Origin of the sequence: Nonomuraea sp. CA-143628, assembly GCF_050942315.1 — a bacterium.
In the GTDB taxonomy this organism is placed as follows: Bacteria; Actinomycetota; Actinomycetes; order Streptosporangiales; family Streptosporangiaceae; genus Nonomuraea.
Genome location: NZ_CP192072.1, coordinates 2,952,146 through 2,967,710 on the forward strand (window position 1 = coordinate 2,952,146; position 15,565 = coordinate 2,967,710).

The 15,565-nt window shown below is 69.3% G+C and carries 13 protein-coding genes; 8 read left to right on the forward strand and 5 right to left on the reverse strand.

All coding sequences use genetic code 11. The features are described from left to right. Window positions 1-45: 45 nt before the first annotated feature. Window positions 46-978 (reverse strand): zinc-dependent alcohol dehydrogenase, encoded by a 933-nt coding sequence (locus ACQP2T_RS13930; protein WP_433516564.1) that lies wholly within the window; start codon window positions 976-978, stop codon window positions 46-48. 87 nt (window positions 979-1,065) lie between these two features. Here ACQP2T_RS13930 and ACQP2T_RS13935 point away from each other — a divergent pair, with 87 nt between their 5' ends. From ACQP2T_RS13935 to ACQP2T_RS13950, 4 genes are all read left to right on the forward strand, one after another. Further along, complete coding sequence (locus ACQP2T_RS13935) at window positions 1,066-1,779, forward strand: TetR/AcrR family transcriptional regulator (RefSeq protein WP_433516565.1); 714 nt, start codon at window positions 1,066-1,068, stop codon at window positions 1,777-1,779. A 150-nt stretch (window positions 1,780-1,929) separates the two neighbouring features. After that, window positions 1,930-2,763, forward strand: a complete 834-nt coding sequence (locus tag ACQP2T_RS13940) for a lysostaphin resistance A-like protein (protein ID WP_433516566.1) — start codon at window positions 1,930-1,932, stop codon at window positions 2,761-2,763. Then, window positions 2,760-3,914: a sensor histidine kinase gene (locus ACQP2T_RS13945; RefSeq protein WP_433516567.1), complete on the forward strand. Its 1,155-nt coding sequence runs from the start codon at window positions 2,760-2,762 to the stop codon at window positions 3,912-3,914. Before ACQP2T_RS13940 ends, ACQP2T_RS13945 begins: the two co-directional genes overlap by 4 nt. A 52-nt stretch (window positions 3,915-3,966) precedes the next feature. Then, complete coding sequence (locus tag ACQP2T_RS13950) at window positions 3,967-4,626, forward strand: response regulator (RefSeq protein WP_433516568.1); 660 nt, start codon at window positions 3,967-3,969, stop codon at window positions 4,624-4,626. Window positions 4,627-4,654: 28 nt separating this feature from the next. Here ACQP2T_RS13950 and ACQP2T_RS13955 read toward each other — a convergent pair whose 3' ends face one another. Beyond that, window positions 4,655-5,059 carry a hypothetical protein gene (locus ACQP2T_RS13955; protein ID WP_433516569.1) on the reverse strand — a complete coding sequence of 135 codons (405 nt, stop codon included), beginning with the start codon at window positions 5,057-5,059 and terminating at the stop codon, window positions 4,655-4,657. Window positions 5,060-5,091: 32 nt separating this feature from the next. Further along, entirely contained in the window at window positions 5,092-6,300 is a 1,209-nt protein-coding gene (locus ACQP2T_RS13960) for a DUF6745 domain-containing protein (protein WP_433516570.1), read from the reverse strand. Window positions 6,301-6,549: 249 nt separating this feature from the next. Between ACQP2T_RS13960 and ACQP2T_RS13965 the strand changes: the two genes are divergently transcribed. Further along, window positions 6,550-7,488: a TIGR02996 domain-containing protein gene (locus tag ACQP2T_RS13965; protein ID WP_433516571.1), complete on the forward strand. Its 939-nt coding sequence runs from the start codon at window positions 6,550-6,552 to the stop codon at window positions 7,486-7,488. Beyond that, the gene (locus ACQP2T_RS13970; protein ID WP_433516572.1) at window positions 7,485-9,422 is read left to right on the forward strand and encodes a hypothetical protein; all 1,938 of its coding nucleotides are present in this window, start codon (window positions 7,485-7,487) and stop codon (window positions 9,420-9,422) included. Before ACQP2T_RS13965 ends, ACQP2T_RS13970 begins: the two co-directional genes overlap by 4 nt. A gap of 39 nt (window positions 9,423-9,461) precedes the next feature. On the opposite strand, the gene ACQP2T_RS13975 is transcribed toward ACQP2T_RS13970, so the two are convergent. Further along, window positions 9,462-10,169 (reverse strand): SDR family NAD(P)-dependent oxidoreductase, encoded by a 708-nt coding sequence (locus ACQP2T_RS13975; RefSeq protein ID WP_433516573.1) that lies wholly within the window; start codon window positions 10,167-10,169, stop codon window positions 9,462-9,464. 160 nt (window positions 10,170-10,329) lie between these two features. On the opposite strand from ACQP2T_RS13975, the gene ACQP2T_RS13980 reads away from it, so the two are divergent. Both ACQP2T_RS13980 and ACQP2T_RS13985 read left to right on the forward strand, forming a co-directional pair. Further along, complete coding sequence (locus ACQP2T_RS13980; RefSeq protein WP_433516574.1) at window positions 10,330-10,935, forward strand: TetR/AcrR family transcriptional regulator; 606 nt, start codon at window positions 10,330-10,332, stop codon at window positions 10,933-10,935. 218 nt (window positions 10,936-11,153) lie between these two features. Further along, a complete protein-coding gene (locus ACQP2T_RS13985; protein WP_433516575.1) occupies window positions 11,154-12,623 on the forward strand; it encodes a three-helix bundle dimerization domain-containing protein in 1,470 nt (489 codons plus the stop codon). A gap of 57 nt (window positions 12,624-12,680) precedes the next feature. Here the strand turns inward: ACQP2T_RS13985 and ACQP2T_RS13990 are convergent, their stop codons facing one another. Further along, on the reverse strand, window positions 12,681-15,560 hold the full coding sequence (locus ACQP2T_RS13990; RefSeq protein WP_433516576.1) for a CBM35 domain-containing protein: 2,880 nt from the start codon (window positions 15,558-15,560) through the stop codon (window positions 12,681-12,683). Between the last annotated feature and the right edge of the window lie 5 nt (window positions 15,561-15,565).

Sequence of the window (15,565 nt, forward strand, 5' to 3'; positions counted from 1 at the left end):
GTGTCATGAAGGCACGCGAGATAGAGCCCTTGTCACCTTGATCAGTTATGGGTGCAGGACTACCTTGATCGCGCCGGTGGACCGGTCGGCGGCGACCTGGAACGCCTCGGTCGCCTCCGCCAGCGGGAACCGGTGCGTGATGACGGTCTCCGCGATCTCCGGCTGCTCGGCCAGCATCGCGGCCACGTCGGCGAACTCGCGGCGGCCGTCGCGGTGGTCGTACGCGATGGCGTTGATGTATGTGAGCTCTTTCACCAGGCTCGCCGAACCGGGGACCGGGGCGGTCTCGAAGTACACGCCGACCACCACGACGCGGCCGCCCGGCCGGGCCAGTTCGGCGCATCGGGTCAGCGCGGTGGGGCCGCCGGCCGTGTCGATGACCACGTCGTACCGGCCGTGCGGGCGCCCGGCCCCCAGCTTGTCGGCGGCGCGTCTCTGGTGTTCGTGCCGCGCCTCGACGTCGACCTCGAATCCCATCCGGCGGGCGGCCGCGGCGGCCAGCAGCCCGATGGATCCGCCGCCCACGACGGCCAGGCGTTCCCCGGCGACCAGTCCGGCCCTGCCTACCCCGTGCCAGGCCACCGAGCCCGGCTCGACCAGGCACGCGTCCTCCACCGGCAGCCCGCCGGGGAGCGGGAGCAGGGTGAACTCCGGGACGACGATCTCCGAGGCCATGCCGCCATCCCGGAAGATCCCCAGCACACCGTGCCCCTCGGCGTCGCAGCGCTGGACGTTGCCGCTCGCGCACTCGGCGCAGTTGCCGCAGTAGAGCGAGGGTTCGACCGCCCAGACCTGGCCGTCCGGGGTGGTGCCGGCCATTTCGTGCCCGTACGTGAAGCCGCGCAGCCCCATGGCGGCGAACGACACGTCGGTGCCGCAGATTCCGGCAGAGGCGATGCGCAGCCGCACGCCCGGACCGGACGGTTCGTCGACCGTGACGGCGCGGATCCCGGACTCGGTGTTCCTCACGGCGAGCATGACTGTCCCTTCGCTAGCGTAGTCTAAGCGAACGCAGTTCACTTAGACTAAGTGAACGCGGTTCGCTTAGCAAGAGGGTGGATGCACATGGAAGACGCCACGCCGATCCGGGCCGGCACCGCGGCCTGGTGGCTGGCCCGGGCCGAGAACGCCGATGACCGCCCGCGGCGTCGGCGGATGCTGTCACTCGATCTGATCGCCGACGCCGCGCTGTCCCTCCTGGACTCCGAAGGCGCGGACGCGCTGACCATGCGCCGTCTCGCCCAGCAGCTCCAGTGCAGTCAGGCCGCGCTGTATCGGCACGTCACCAGCCGGGACGAACTCGTGGTCCTCGCCATGGATCGAGCCGTGGGACAGGGCCTGAATCCACCGCCACAGGGCCTGGACTGGCGGCAGACCGTGGAATGGCAGTCGCACTCGTTCCGCGATTTCCTGCTCGCGCATCCGGGACTGGTCGCGTTCCTGCGCGGCACCGAGCGGCTGGGCCCGAGCTCGCTGAGCGGGATGGAGTACTGGCTCGGGCAGCTCATCGGCATCGGGCTGAGCGTCCGGGATGCCTACGCCACGGCATCAGCGCTCGCGACATTCGTGATCGGCTCGGTGCAGTTCAGCCAAGGCGTGGACACCGCCGACCCGGAGGAGCAACGGATGCGCCAGAGGCTCTACGAGCGTTTGGACCCCGACCGGCACCCCGTCCTGGTCGCCCACGCCGAAGAGCTGTCCCGCGTGGGCAGCCGCGAGGAGTTCGAGTTCGGCCTGGCCGCGCTGCTGGACGCCATCGCGGCCCGGATTCCCGGCTGAGGTCGTGCGCGGGGCGTTTGTCCCCCGTGCGAGCTACCCGCGAGTGTCCACCACGCGGTGACGATTCCCGGTCGCCGGATCCCTAGCGTTCTCGACGTAGCCGCGGCGCTCCGGCCGCGGAAGCTCAGGGAACCTCTCAGAGGAGTCGTCATGCGGCTGTTGAAGCAGCTCGTGGCCGTCGCGGTGGTTGCCTTCGTCGGCAGCCTGGTCGTGGGCGCGGTACAGGGGAACGCGTTTCTCACCCTGGTTCTCGGTGTCGCGACGGCCGGGCTCGCGGTGTTCGTGTACGCCCGGGTGGTGCGGTGGTCCGAACGCCGCGACCCGGTGGAAGTGGCCACGAAAGGTGCCGCCACCGCCGTGGGCAGGGGGACTCTGATCGGTATCGGGTTGTTCACGGCCGTCATCGCGAACATCGCCCTCATAGGCGGCTACCGGGTTGACGGCGGCGGCTCGGTGGCGAGCGCGGTCGGGATGGTCGGGTTCATGGCCGCCGCCGCCGCGACGGAGGAACTGCTCTTTCGCGGCGTTCTGTTCCGGATCGTCGAGGAACGCACCGGCACGTGGATGGCGCTGACACTGACGGGTCTGCTGTTCGGCATGGTGCACCTGTTCAACCAGCACGCCAGCCTGTGGGGCGCGCTCGCTATCGCGATCGAGGGAGGTGGCATGCTCGCCGCGGCGTACGTCGCCACCCGCACCCTGTGGATGCCGATCGGCCTGCACTTCGGCTGGAACTTCGCCGCGGCCGGCATCTTCGGCACCGAAGTCTCCGGCAACGGCGCGACGGAGGGGCTGTTGCACGGGGTGACATCAGGCCCGGCCCTGCTCACAGGAGGCGACTTCGGGCCGGAGGGCAGCCTGTACTCGGTGGTCTTCGGCGTGCTGGCGACGATCGCGTTCATGTGGCTGGCCTGCCGTCGCGGCAACCTGGTCCCTCGCCGGCGCGCCGCCCGGCCTGGCACGACCGCTACGCTCTCCCAGTGATCGGTCTCCATCGGGTCCCGGATCTGTGGCGGCGGTGCGACGTCACGGTCCGGGATTCTCCGCTCGCGCTGCTGCTGGCCGTCGCGTCGTTCCTGCCGGGCCTGCAGAGCGCCGGGACGCAGGTGGGCGACATACCGCTCCGCCCCTACGACGCGCTGGCCGTCGTGGCGGTCGCCCTTCAGAGCCTCCCGCTCGCCGTGCGCCGGCGGTGGCCGGCCGTCTGCCTCATCCTGGTGTCGCTCGGCTTCGCGCTCGATCAGCTACGCGGCTACCACGCGTTGGCGGGCACCGGGCTGGCCATCGCGGCGATGAGCGCGGGCGCCCATCTGGAGCGTCACCGTCGCGTCATCGTGGTTCTGCTCTCCGTGGCGTACGTGCCGCTGGCGGTCGCGCTGGACCGGCCCGGCGGGCCCGAGCGGCCGGAAGGATTCGTGCTTTTCTACCTGGCGGTGGTGCTCGCCTGGGGCATCGGGGCTTGGCTGCGCTCCACCCGGGCCGCCGAGGCCGAACTCCGCCGCCACGTCGCCGAGGCCACGCGCACCGCCGAGCGCACCCGCATCGCCCGCGAGCTCCACGACGTCGTGACTCACCACGTGACGGCGATGGTCGTACAGGCCGAGGCGGCTCGCTATCTGACCGCCGTACCCGACCGCCTCGACGAGACGCTGAGCGCCGTCACCGACACCGGCCGCCGGGCCATCGCCGACCTGCGGCACCTGCTCGACCTGCTCAACCCCGGCCACGACACCGACGTCAGGACGCCGTCCGTCGGCGAGCTGCACGCGCTCGTGGAGCAGACGCGCCAGGCCGGGCAGCCGGTGGAGTTCACCGAGGAGGGCCGGCCGGCGGAGTCGGCCGGCAGCGCCGAGTTCGTGACCTACCGGGTCGTGCAGGAGGCTCTGACGAACGCCCTCAAGTACGCCCACGGCAGCCGCACCGTGGTCCACGTGCGCTATGGCCGGAAGGAGATCAGCGTGGAGGTCAGCACCGATGGTTCCGGCTCACGGAGGGGCTCCCCTGGCGGGAGCGGGCGGGGTCTCGCCGGGCTCCAGGAGCGGGTCGACGCCCTGGGCGGCGAGTTCAGCGCGGACCGGCCCACGGGCGGCGGCTTCGTCGTGCGGGCACGCGTCCCCGCGGGGAACCCGTCGTGAACGCGCCGGTTGTTCGGGTCCTGATCTGCGACGACCAAGCGGGGAGCCTGTCGTGAGCGCGCCGGTTCGGGTGCTGATCTGCGACGACCAAGCGCTGATTCGTACCGGGTTCGCGACGATCATCGGTGCGCAGCCCGACCTCGAGGTGGTGGGGGAGTGCGGGGACGGTCGCGCCGCGGTCGACCTCGCCCGCCGGCTGAAGCCGGACATGGTGGTGATGGATGTTCGGATGCCGGTGCTCGACGGGATCGAGGCGACCCGCCTGCTGGCCGGTGCCGGGGTGGCGGATCCGATCAAGGTGCTCGTGGTGACGACGTTCAACCTGGACGAGTACGTGTACGAGGCGCTGCGCGCGGGCGCGAGCGGGTTCCTGCTGAAGGACGCCCCACCGGCGCAGCTGCTGAACGGCATCCGCACCGTCGCGACGGGTGCCGCCCTGCTGGCACCCGAGGTGACGCGGCGGCTCGTCGGCAGGTACGCGTCGAGGATCCGTCCCGCCGAGGACACCCCGGACGGCATCGCGCTGACCCCGCGCGAACTGGAGGTCCTGCGTCTCATCGCCGACGGCCTGTCCAACAGCGAGATCGCCGCGACACTGGTGATCAGCCAGGAGACCGTCAAGACGTACGTGTCGCGTATTCTCACCAAGCTCGACCTGCGTGACCGCGTGCAGGCCGTGGTCTATGCCTACCGCAGGGGGCTGGTGACCTGAGACGCACCACGGGCCAGAGGCGGCACTCTCAATCGGCGACGAGCCGGGCTTCGCCGGCCTGCTCGCGCTGGCGCCGCAGCTCGTAGGTACCCGGTGCGATGCCGGTGAAGGCGTGTTCGGGATGCGCGAGGTAGGCGGTCGCCCCCTCCGCGACGGTCAGCACACCGAGCACCAGTCCGCCGCCGAAGCGCTCCGGGCTGAAGAACGCCTTGCCGGTGGCCAGCAGGAGGTGGGTGTTGGCCTCGGCCTGGCCGCGGACGATCGGGACGCCGGTCTCGGGGACGGGGGTGCGGGCCGGATCCCGGTTGACCGGTACGACGGCGACATCGCCCTGGAACTGCAGGCCGGACAGGACGGGGATCTCGGCGTGCCGGTCGAGGTGCTCGTCGATGGTGACGCCGAAGGTGGCGATGGCCTGTTCGATGGTGGGCATCTTTTCGGGCTCCTTTGCCGGTGGGCGGAGGGTCAGGATCGTCGTTGCGCCGTGATGTACTGCGCGGAGGTGAGGCCGTAGGTCCAGGCGGCGGCTTGGAGCGGGTCGGCGCAGTCGGCGGGGACGGTTAGGCCGAAGCGGCGGCGGGTGCCGTCCCGTTCGACGGTGCCGTTGGTGCACAGCAGGACCCGCACGCGTGTGGCGTAGATGTCCGCGGGGACCTCGTGCAGGGTGAGGGTCTGCCCGGGGTTGCCGGGGTCGGGTACAGCGGGGCCGACCTGGGCGAGGCGGGCCTCGGTGATGAAGCGATCCCAGCCGCGACGTTCGATGGCACAGCGGCGGATCTCGACGTTGGTTTCGCGGAGGATCTCGTCGGCGGTGAGGGTGTCGTCGATGACGGCTTGGGTGACGTGGGTGCCGTGCCAGAAGTACAGCCCGAACCCGTCGGCCCAGTCGACCGCGGGGCCGTCGGCGCGATGTGGCCGATGCGTGGCTCCGGCGTCCTCGCCGACTTGCTCGAGGTGCAGCTCGGCCGGGCGCGGGCAGAGCATGACAAAGTCCTGGAAAGGCCACCACCACCAGCCGGCGGGTGCGGATCGCGCCGCGGCCTGCTCCGCGACGGTTAGCCACGACCGGTGCTCGTCGATCGGCGGGACCGCGTCCTGCACGAAGAGGCCGACCAGGGTCAGCCAGGTGTCGGACCGCTGGCCCGCCAGATGGGCCCGCCACAGCCGACGCACCTCGCCGCGGATCGTGTCCTGCCGTGGGCCGCCCACCGCCGCGTCCACCGCCGCCTCCACGGCCGCTTCCAACGCCGTGGCGAGCGTGGCCAATACGCCGGTGGGCACCTTCCGGCTCTCCTTGTAGGCAGGCGTGACGCGCGCTTTTTCCCGCACCGCGGAGGCCATCGTCTCGGCGATCTCGGTGTGCAGGGCGGTGGCCGCCGCGCCGTGCACCGGATCGCTCACCGCGCCATCGGCCGCGACCCGGACCGCGGCGCGCACCGCGTGACCGACGGCCTCACCGGCGGTATCGTCCACCGCGCGGTAGACAGACTCCAGGACGCGGTTGTTGCGGTGGCCGGTGCTCAGACAGGCGGCGATCGGTGCGGCGAACGCGCCGACGAGCGGTGAGGACACCCACACGACCCGTTCGGGGAACGGGAGCCCGATCTTCTGGTAGCAGGCACGGGCCGCGGACTCCCACGCCCGCCTCTCGGCGGCGGTGTCGTCCCGGGGCATGCGCTCCGCGTCCCGGTCGTCGGTTGCCGAACGGGCTGAACCCGGTGGATTCACGGTGGAGACCTCCAGCTGAGGCGGGCCCCTGACTCCGTCCGAGGACGCCAGGATGTACTTGTGCCGCTGGGCTGTTCACCCCAGCGATCATGTACTCGGCGCAGCAGAATACCTGCCCGCGAGGTCACTTGGGGTCTGTTCGCTGATGGTGTGCGGCGCCTTGACACATCTGTCGATCTCCGTACATTCGTACGAATGCAAGTGACCGCCGTCGAAGACGCGTTACGGGCTCATCCCGATGACCTGGCCTCGTGGGGTGCCTACAGTGACTGGCTGCTGGAGCAGGGCGACGCCAGAGGCACGCTGATCCGCCTTGAGCAGCGTCTGGCGCGTACCCGCCCCGCCGATCGCCCGGCCGTGGAGCGCGAGATCGCCGACCTCGTCGCGGAGCACGAGGACGGATGGGACGACGGGTTGCCGGCGACGGCGCGTGTGCTGGCGCGCCGGTACGGGTTCGCCGCGGAAGTGGCCGTCCAGTGGTCGGACGACGTCCGCGAGGTCGTGGAGCAGGTGCTGCGTGGGCGGTTCGTCACCACGCTGAGAATCACGCCGAACGCGACGGCCGACGAGGACGACGACGAGGACGACGACTGGGACGACGACTGGGACGACGACGATTGGGACGACGACGAGGAAGACGACGACGAGGGGGAGGTGCGCCCCGGCCGCTTGGACATGCGGATGCTCGACGGACTGGATGTCGGGCGACTCGTCGAGCTTGATCTCTCCTATCTGGATCTCGGCCCCGACGGCGCCGAGATTCTCGCCGCCTCGCTCCGCACCGACCGGTTACGGGCGCTGGAACTGCGGTATTGCCGTATCGGCGACGCCGGTCTGGCGGCCCTCGGGGCGTCCCCACACCTGCGCGGACTGCGCCGCCTGCTCCTGCAGCGCAACAGGGCGACCGCCGAGGGCGTGCGTTCCCTGCATCGGTTTCCGGAGCTGACCGTGCTCGACCTGCGGTACAACGACATCGGCGAGGCGGGCGCGGAAGCCCTGCTCGCCGCCCCGTTCGTCGGGTCCCTCACGCGGCTGTGGCTGTACGGCACCGATGTGGGCGAGGCAGGCGTGCGGAAACTGGCGAATGCCGCGAACCTTCCGTCGGGGTTGCGCAGCTTGTGGAGGTGCGTATGAGCATCGAACTTCGGGATCGGTTCTTCGTCCTGTCGACCGGGGACGTGGCCGCCGATGAGGCCGCTCGGTATCGGGCGGAGGTGGACGCGACCGATGCCGAGCCGGCCGCGACGGTCGATGGACTGGACATCTCGTGGCATCCGTCGGCGCGGTTCAAGGCGGTGCGGTTCATTGACGCCGAGCGAATCGACGAGCGGGTGCGGGATCTGTTCGCCCGGCCCAGCGCGGACGCGCCGTACCTGGCGGCGGTGTTCGTGGATCCGCACGAGTTGTCCTTTCGCACCTTCGAGAACATCGTCCCGCTGGACCGCCTGTTCGAGGACGTGCCGTTGGAGGCGGAACTGGCCGGGCGGGCGGAGCACGCTGAGGGGGTGTTCTCGTTCTCGCTGCGGTTGCCGGCGCAGGCCCGGGCCCGGCTGGCACAGCTGGATGAGCTGAACCTGTACGTGCCGCCGCTGAATGCCGCGTCCCGGGGCGGTGATCGGTTCATCTTCCACTCGGCGCTGCTGGCCGAGGCGTTGACCGAGGCGGTGGCCGATGCGTTGCCTCCGGCGGCGGTGGAGGGGTTCTCGCACGTGAACCCGGTGTTCAGGTGCAACCGGTTCGAGCCGGGCGACGCGAACTTCCACCGGCATCGGGACACGCCGTACTTCGACGCGGTGCGGCGGCACATCTCCCGGTACACGGTGCTGCTGTACCTGACCGGCGGTACGGGATCGCCGGCGCTCGACCTGGTCGGAGGTGCCGCGCTCAGCGAGATCGGCGACTTCACGTGTGTGATCTTCGATCAGCGGTACGAGCACGAGGGCGCCCCCTACCGCGACGGCCGCAAGGTGTTCCTGCGTACCGAACTCATCTTCACCGCCGACGAGGTCACCGAGGCGCCGGAGATCGGTGAGCTGTTCAGCAAGGCGTGCTACCTGACCGGTGAGAGTGTGTTCGCGCCAGAGTTGGCCCGGTCCGCCGACGCGTACTACAACCAGGTGGCGGCCGCCCACTGGAGCGGCTTGGGGGGAGGCCGCAGCCGTGAGACCTTCGTGCACAAGGAGTTCCGTGGCGTGCACTTCGTGGCCAACGGCTACGACTTCTGGTTCCCCAAGGCCGAGGCATTGTCGCTGGCGGAGTGCGCCGCGCTCACCCTTCTCGACTACTTCAACTGCAAGCTCGGCGACACCGCGTTCCGGGCGCTCTGCCGGACAGAGGTGATCGAGTCCGACAACGCCGGCTGGATCCCGGAGTTCCTGCGGGCCCGGCATAGCGGCTCGGCCATGACACGGGTCGACAAATCCGCGTTCTTCCCCGAGCCGGAGCGGCCCAACGGCCGGATCTGCTGCCCGTTCCACTCCTCCGGAGGCTACGACCCCACGCGCCACGACGAGATCATCGAGCTCTACACCGACGCGCAGTCCTTCGCCAAAGCGCACATCCTGCCCGCCCCGATCCTCATGCTCGGCGAGGACGTGGCCCTTGACCCAGACCGGTTCGTCATCCAGGACACCCTCATCCACGTGCTCGGCAAGGGCGCGCTCAAGCCGGTGAACTTCGCCGCCTGCTGGAACGACGAATCCTTTCCCGAGGACTATGTGACCGTCGCGGCCAAGGTCGGCGTGACGCAGTTCCTCGTCCCGCCCATCATGTACGCCGAGTCCGCCGGCTGCTACCACCTCAAGTTCGACTTCTTCCGCAACTCCTGGATGGTCGACCACCGGCGGGCCACCATCCCCGTCCCGAGGATCACCGAGGAGGACTGGGCCGACCCGGACGAGAGGGGCGCCTGGCGCCGCTCGGTGGACAGTTCCCTCATCGACGACGAGCACCCGCTGCCGACGAGCGACCTGTGGGACGACGATGAGGACGACTGGGACGACGAGGATGACGCCGAGGACGATTCGGATGAGGACGGTTCGGATGAGGAGGATGAGGCGGACGACTGACGCGGCGAGGACCGTCGCGATGCCGCTTCTGTGCGGCGGTCAGTGGCCGGCGCTCATACCTCCGTCTACGTGCAGGATCTCGCCGGTGACGAACGGTGCCGTCTCAAGGTAGACCACCGCGTCGGCGATGTCGCTCACCTCGCCCATCCGCCCGACCGGGTGCAGGCCGGCGAGGGTCTGGTGGATCTCGGCCGGGTGCATCGGGGTCTTGATCGTGCCCGGTGAGACGGCGTTGACGCGGACGCCGCGAGTCGCGTACTCGATGGCCAGGGACTTGGTGGCGGACTGCAGGCCGCCCTTCGTCAGCGAGGCGAGCACGGAGGGGACGTTGGCGTCGGCGTTGTCGACCAGGCTGGTGGTGATGTTGACGATGTGGCCGCCGCCTTGGGCGAGCATGTACGGGATGGCCAGCTGGGTGATCTGGAAGAACCCGGTCAGGTTCACACCGCTCACGGCGGCGTAGTCGGCGGCCGTGTAATCGGTGAAGGGCTTGGCGATGAAGATCCCCGCGTTGTTGACCAGCGTGTCGATACGGCCGAAGCGCTCGATGCCGGCGGCGATGACGCGCTCGGCGGTGACGGGGTCGGCGATGTCGCCCTGGACGGTCACGACGCCGGTGTCGTCGGCGGGGGCGATCGTCCGTGAGGTGGCGACGACGGCGTAGCCGAGCTTGCGGTAGGCGGCGACGAGTCCGGCCCCGATGCCCTGCGACGCTCCGGTGATGACCGCGACCTTTTGGATGCTCATGATGACCTTCTTGGTGAGTGAGGATGTCACCGGACGGATTACTAGCCGACCGGTCGTCTATTTGCAATGTAGACGACCGGTCGACAATTCGTCAAAGTGAGATGGGACACCCCGAGGGAGATCGATAGTCGACCGGTCTAGTAAGACGTACACTGATGGTATGGGACGAACCAGTGATGCCAAGGAGAGGATCCTCAGCGCCGCGCAGACGCTCATCGAGCTGCGTGGCTACTCCGCGCTGGGCGTGGCCGAGATCTGCAAGGCGGCAGGCGTGCCGAAGGGTAGCTTTTACTACTTCTTCAACTCCAAGGAGGAGCTCGCCCTGGCCGTCATCGACGAGCACTGGGCCGGCCAGCACGGCAACTGGAACCGTATCCTGCGCGGCGATGACCCGCCCCTCCAGCGACTGCGGCAGCTGTTCGAGGCCACCGAGGCCGACCAGCGCGCCGGGCAGCAGAGCTGCGGCACCGTCTCGGGCTGCCTTTTCGGAAACCTGACCCTGGAGATGAGCAACCAGACCGAAGCCCTCCGCGAACGCCTGCAGCAGATCTTCGAGTCGCAGGTCGACATGGTGGAGAAGGTCATCACCGAAGCCCAGGAGCGCGGCGAGGTCACTGTCGTCGACGCCCACGAGGCGGCGCGATCCGTCGTCGCTCAGCTCGAAGGCCAGGTGCTCTTCGCCAAGCTCTACAACAACACCCAACGCCTCGACGCTCTGTGGACGAACTGCCTGGCCCTGCTCGGCGCCACCGCACCCGCTCGGTGATGAACGAATTTGTTTATTTCGCTTAACGAATGGGCTGGCTAATATGAACAGATGATTTCCGGGGGTGCGGCCATATCGCCCTTACCTGCGGGTTTTAAATAACAGCCGACGTGATTATCAACGCGGCCGAAACCCCCTATATGGTGGGGTCTCGCATGATCGGGCGGGCATGGCGGCCTGCTGCGATATCTGATAATTGATGCGTCGGGGAGATATTGGTGAGCGGCGATAACCTCCGCGAGGAACAGGCGATTCGCCGGACCACCGACCACCTGGTGCAGGTCTTCGCCGGCACACATTCCGCCGAGCACGTCGAGAGCGTGATGCAGGCGGCTTATCGCCGCTTCGACGGTCTTCCGGTCCGTGACTTCGTCCCCGTCATGGTCGAACGCATCGCTCGCGGTGAGCTGACGGCACGGGTGGCGGCGCCCACGCCCGCCGAAGCACCCCCCGCCGAAGCACCCCCCGCCGAAGCACCCCCCGCCAAGGCCGCGCCCGCCGGGCCCGCGCCCGCACCCGCCGGGCCCGCGCCCGCACCCGCCGGGCCCGCGCCTGCGCCCGCTGAGCCTGCGCCCGCCAAGGTCGCGGTAATGGAGAGAATGCCCAGCCGCAAGGTGCTGCTCCCGATCGGCCTGGGCGTCGCGGTCGTCGTGGTCGCCGCCGTGGTGGTCGTGAACCTCGGGAAGACGGAGGCCCCGCCCCCGGCCCCGCCGCTCACGGTCGTGCGGGGCGTGATCGGCTCCGAGAAGAAGGCGTTCTTCGAGGACCCACAGGTGGTGCGGGCGTTCGCCGACAAGGGGGTGAAGGTCGAGATCGAATCAGCCGGTTCCCGGCAGATCGCCACCTCGGTAGACCTCAGTCGCTTCGACTTCGCGTTCCCGTCGAGTGCGCCGGCGGGTGAGTACATCCAGCGCAAGCGCAAGGTCAGTACGAAGTACACGCCGTTCTCCTCGCCCATGGCGATCGCGACGTTCCAGCCGATCGCGGACCTGCTCACCAAGGCGGGCGTCGTGAAGCAGGGCCCCGTGCCGACCTTCAACATTGGCCGCTACCTCGAACTGGTCACCACGGACACGAAGTGGGACCAGCTCACGGGCAACTCCGACTACCGCGTCGACAAGAACATCCTGATCTCCACGACGGACCCGCGCACGTCGAACTCCGCGGCCATGTACCTGGCGATCACCAGCTATGTCGCGAACGGCAGCAAGGTCGTGCACGGCACCACCGCCGAGAAGAACGTGCTGCCCCTGGTGACCCAGCTCTTCACCAGCCAGGGCTACACCGACAACACCTCCGAGGGGCCGTTCAACGAATACCTCACGGTGGGCATGGGCCCGTCGCCGATGGTGTGGATCTACGAGGCGCAGTTCGTCGACGCCGCCACGCGAGGGCAGATCAAGCCGGGGATGGTGCTGATGTACCCGTCGCCGACGGTGATGTCCAAGCACACGCTCGTGCCGCTCAACGCGTCCGGCGACCGCGTCGGACGCCTGCTCAGCACCGACGCGCAGCTGCAGCGGCTCGCCGCCGAGCACGGGTTCCGGTCGGCGGACGCCGCCGACTTCGCCAAGGTCGCCGCGGATCACCAGGTACGCGTCGCGACCGACCTCATCGACGTCGTGGACATCCCCTCCTACGACACCCTTGAGCACCTGCTCGACAGCGTCGGCAAGTCATATGGCTAGCCGCGGCTCCGGGCATGGACCCCGGCGCGGGAGATCCGCGCCGGGGTCCGCTCCTGCTCAGCCGAGGCCGAGAGAGACGCGGTCCAGGTCCGGGGCCGGGGTCGTGTCGTTGTGGAGTTTGATGGTGTTCGGGCCGGCCTTCAGCGTGACGGGGACGCTGACGGTGTAGAGGGTGTTGTTGGTCGTCCCGTTCACCTTCACCTCGGTCGGTGTGCCGCCGTTGACCGTCACGGAGTACGACTTGGGGCCGTTCACCGTGAAGTCGATGTACAGCGTGTACGCCCCTGCCTCAGGGACCGTGACGTCCTCGACCAGCACATAGGCGTTCGGTTCGCTGCCCTGGTCCGGCCCGCCACCGATGTTGCGTACCTTCTGACCGCCCGAGCAGGCCGCGCAGGCGGTGATCCCGGCTTCGCCGATCTTGTTGCGTGAGTCCTCGGCCTCCCGCATGAACACCCGGTCGGCGGGACGCGGACGCACTCCGACCTGGTTCGTGACCGTGTAGGGGCGGCCGAGCGACTGGAAGGTGGCGGAGATCGGGATGTCTGTCGCGGTCACGTCCTTTCCGGGGGGTGAGGTGAGCGTCCACGAGCCCGCCAGCGTCTGCCCGAGCCGTAGCGCGGACGCCTTGATCGGCTCGCCTTGGACGGTCCAGCCCGCCGGGACGGCAGGGGCGAACGCGACCTGGTCGAGCACGTCCTCGCTGTCCAGGCGCAGCGTGGCCGAGACCCGCAGCGTCTGCTGCCCGGGGCTGACCCACTGCAGGCCGGCCGGGTCGACGGTCATGGTGGTCTTGGGGGTGTACGAGGCGGGCGGCATCGGGGCGACCGCCAGGCGGTCCACTCCCGCGTCCCCGGACAGGGTGATCGTGTTGGCGCCCGCCTTCAGGGTGACGGGCAGGGCGCTGGAGGCGGGGACGCCCTTGTTGTCGCCCGGCACCCGCACCTGGACCGGCGCCGCGCCGTTGACGGCGACCGACAGCGTCGCGGGCGTGGCGGAGGTGTGGTCGATCTGCAGGCGGTACTCGCCCGCCGCCGGGACGCCCACGTCGCGGTAGGTGAGCGCGCCGTCCCGCAGCCCGACCACCTGGGCCCCGCCCGAGCAGGCGGCGCAGGATTCGACGCGGGCCCGGCCCGTCCGCTGCTGCCGCTCCGCCTCAAGCGGCAGGTTGTCGCGCGAGACCGGGTACGAGTCCGCGACCTGGATCTCGTCGATCCGGAGCTTGCGGTGGAAGCGTGGCGCCTGCGCGCCCGCCCAGGTGTTGAGCACCTCCAGCTTCACGTAGCGGCCGTGCTGCTCGCCGAGGTCGAGGACCTGCATGCCGCGGGCGCTGCGCATTGCGCCGGCCCGCACCGGCTTGTCCCAGCGGCGGCCGTCGTCGCTGACGTAGACGCGGTAGTCCTTGATCCGGGCGGAGTCCTCGGGCCGCCCGAAGGTCACCCTGGCCAGGACAGGCGACCATTCGCGCTGGTTGACCGCCAGATAGGCCACCTTCTTCCGCTTGCCGAGGTCCAGTGTCACCGACACCGGCAGGTTGCCCGCGGAGTCCCAATATTTCGTGAAATCACCGTCTACCAGGGCGGCGGCGGGATGGTCGGCCTGCGCGGCGGACGCCGTGGCCTTGACCCCGGTGAGGAAGCCCTGGCGGCCGGCCGTCTCGACCTTGAACACCGTGTCGTAGTCGTCCCACCGCGTGATGCCGAGGATCGTCAGGGAGCCGCCGGACTGGGTGAACCGCATCCGCTCGCCCGTACGCAGGTCGCTCACCCCGGTGACGCGATAGCCGTTGTCGCGCAGCCGTACGCGGTCGGTGCTGGGCTTGGTGAGCACGTGGACGTACTGGACCTTCCCGCCGTCGTCGCGCCGGACGGTGATCACGCCGTGCGCGCCGTCGTTCCAGAAGCCGGGCTGCAGGCCGCCGTACATGTAGCCGCCGCCCTCGGTGGCGTGCAGTGACTCCTTGATCGGCGGGACCCACGTGGACATGAAGGAGTTGAAGGCCTCCTGCTGCGGCGGGAACTTACCGTTGACCATCGCGGTCTCCGCCATCAGTGACTTCATCGACGAGCCGGCGTTGGTGATGTACCGGCCGGTGGACAGGCGGGCGTCCACGGGGTGGTCGGCACCGTCGTACCACCAGTCGCCGACCGTGGGCAGCTTGTAGTCGGCCTCGACCAGGCGCGGCATCGGGGTCCACGCCGCCTGCGGGTAGTCGTAGGCGGGGGTCATGCCGGTCTTCTGCTCGTTGCTGACCGTGTCCATGATCGGGGTGTCGGTGTTGTTGTTGCTCAGCAGCCAGTCCGGGCGCCGTTCGCGGACCTTGTCGTACAGGCCGTTCTGCTGCCAGTACTCGTTCTCGTTGTCGATCCAGAACCCCGCCAGGTCCGGATATTTCTCCATAACCTCCAGGAAAAGATCCTGGCTGTACATCCCGAAGCCGGGTCGCGTGGTGATGTCGACCTGCCGGCCCTTGTACGCCGAGTAGGCGGCCGAGTCGAGCATCTCGACGCCCGTGTTGTTGTGCCATTGCGGGTCGTCGGTCATGTAGAGCATGACCCGCACACCCTTCGCCTTCCCGGCGTTCACCAGCTCGCCGAGGAAGTCGCGGCGGGTGGCGCAGCTGCCCGGGATCGCGGACGGCCAGGGCCGGGCGTAGCCCAGCGCGCTGTGGAAGGTGGCCAGGACGATGTACGAGGCGCCGAGGTCACGGGCCTGGTCGATCCAGTAGTCAGGGGTCCAGCCGCCATCGGTGACGTCGCGTTCCCATGAGGCGCAGTCCAGGTGCCGGGGCGCGGTGAACATGCCCCAGTGCAGGAACAGGCCCGCGGTGGAGTCGCGTAACCACTGCTGGCGAGGATGGACGACTTCGGCGTGGGCCGGTACGGCGGTGAGCAGACCGACCAGCATCGCGAGGGCGAGGATGGCGCGCAGGCGCATACGGA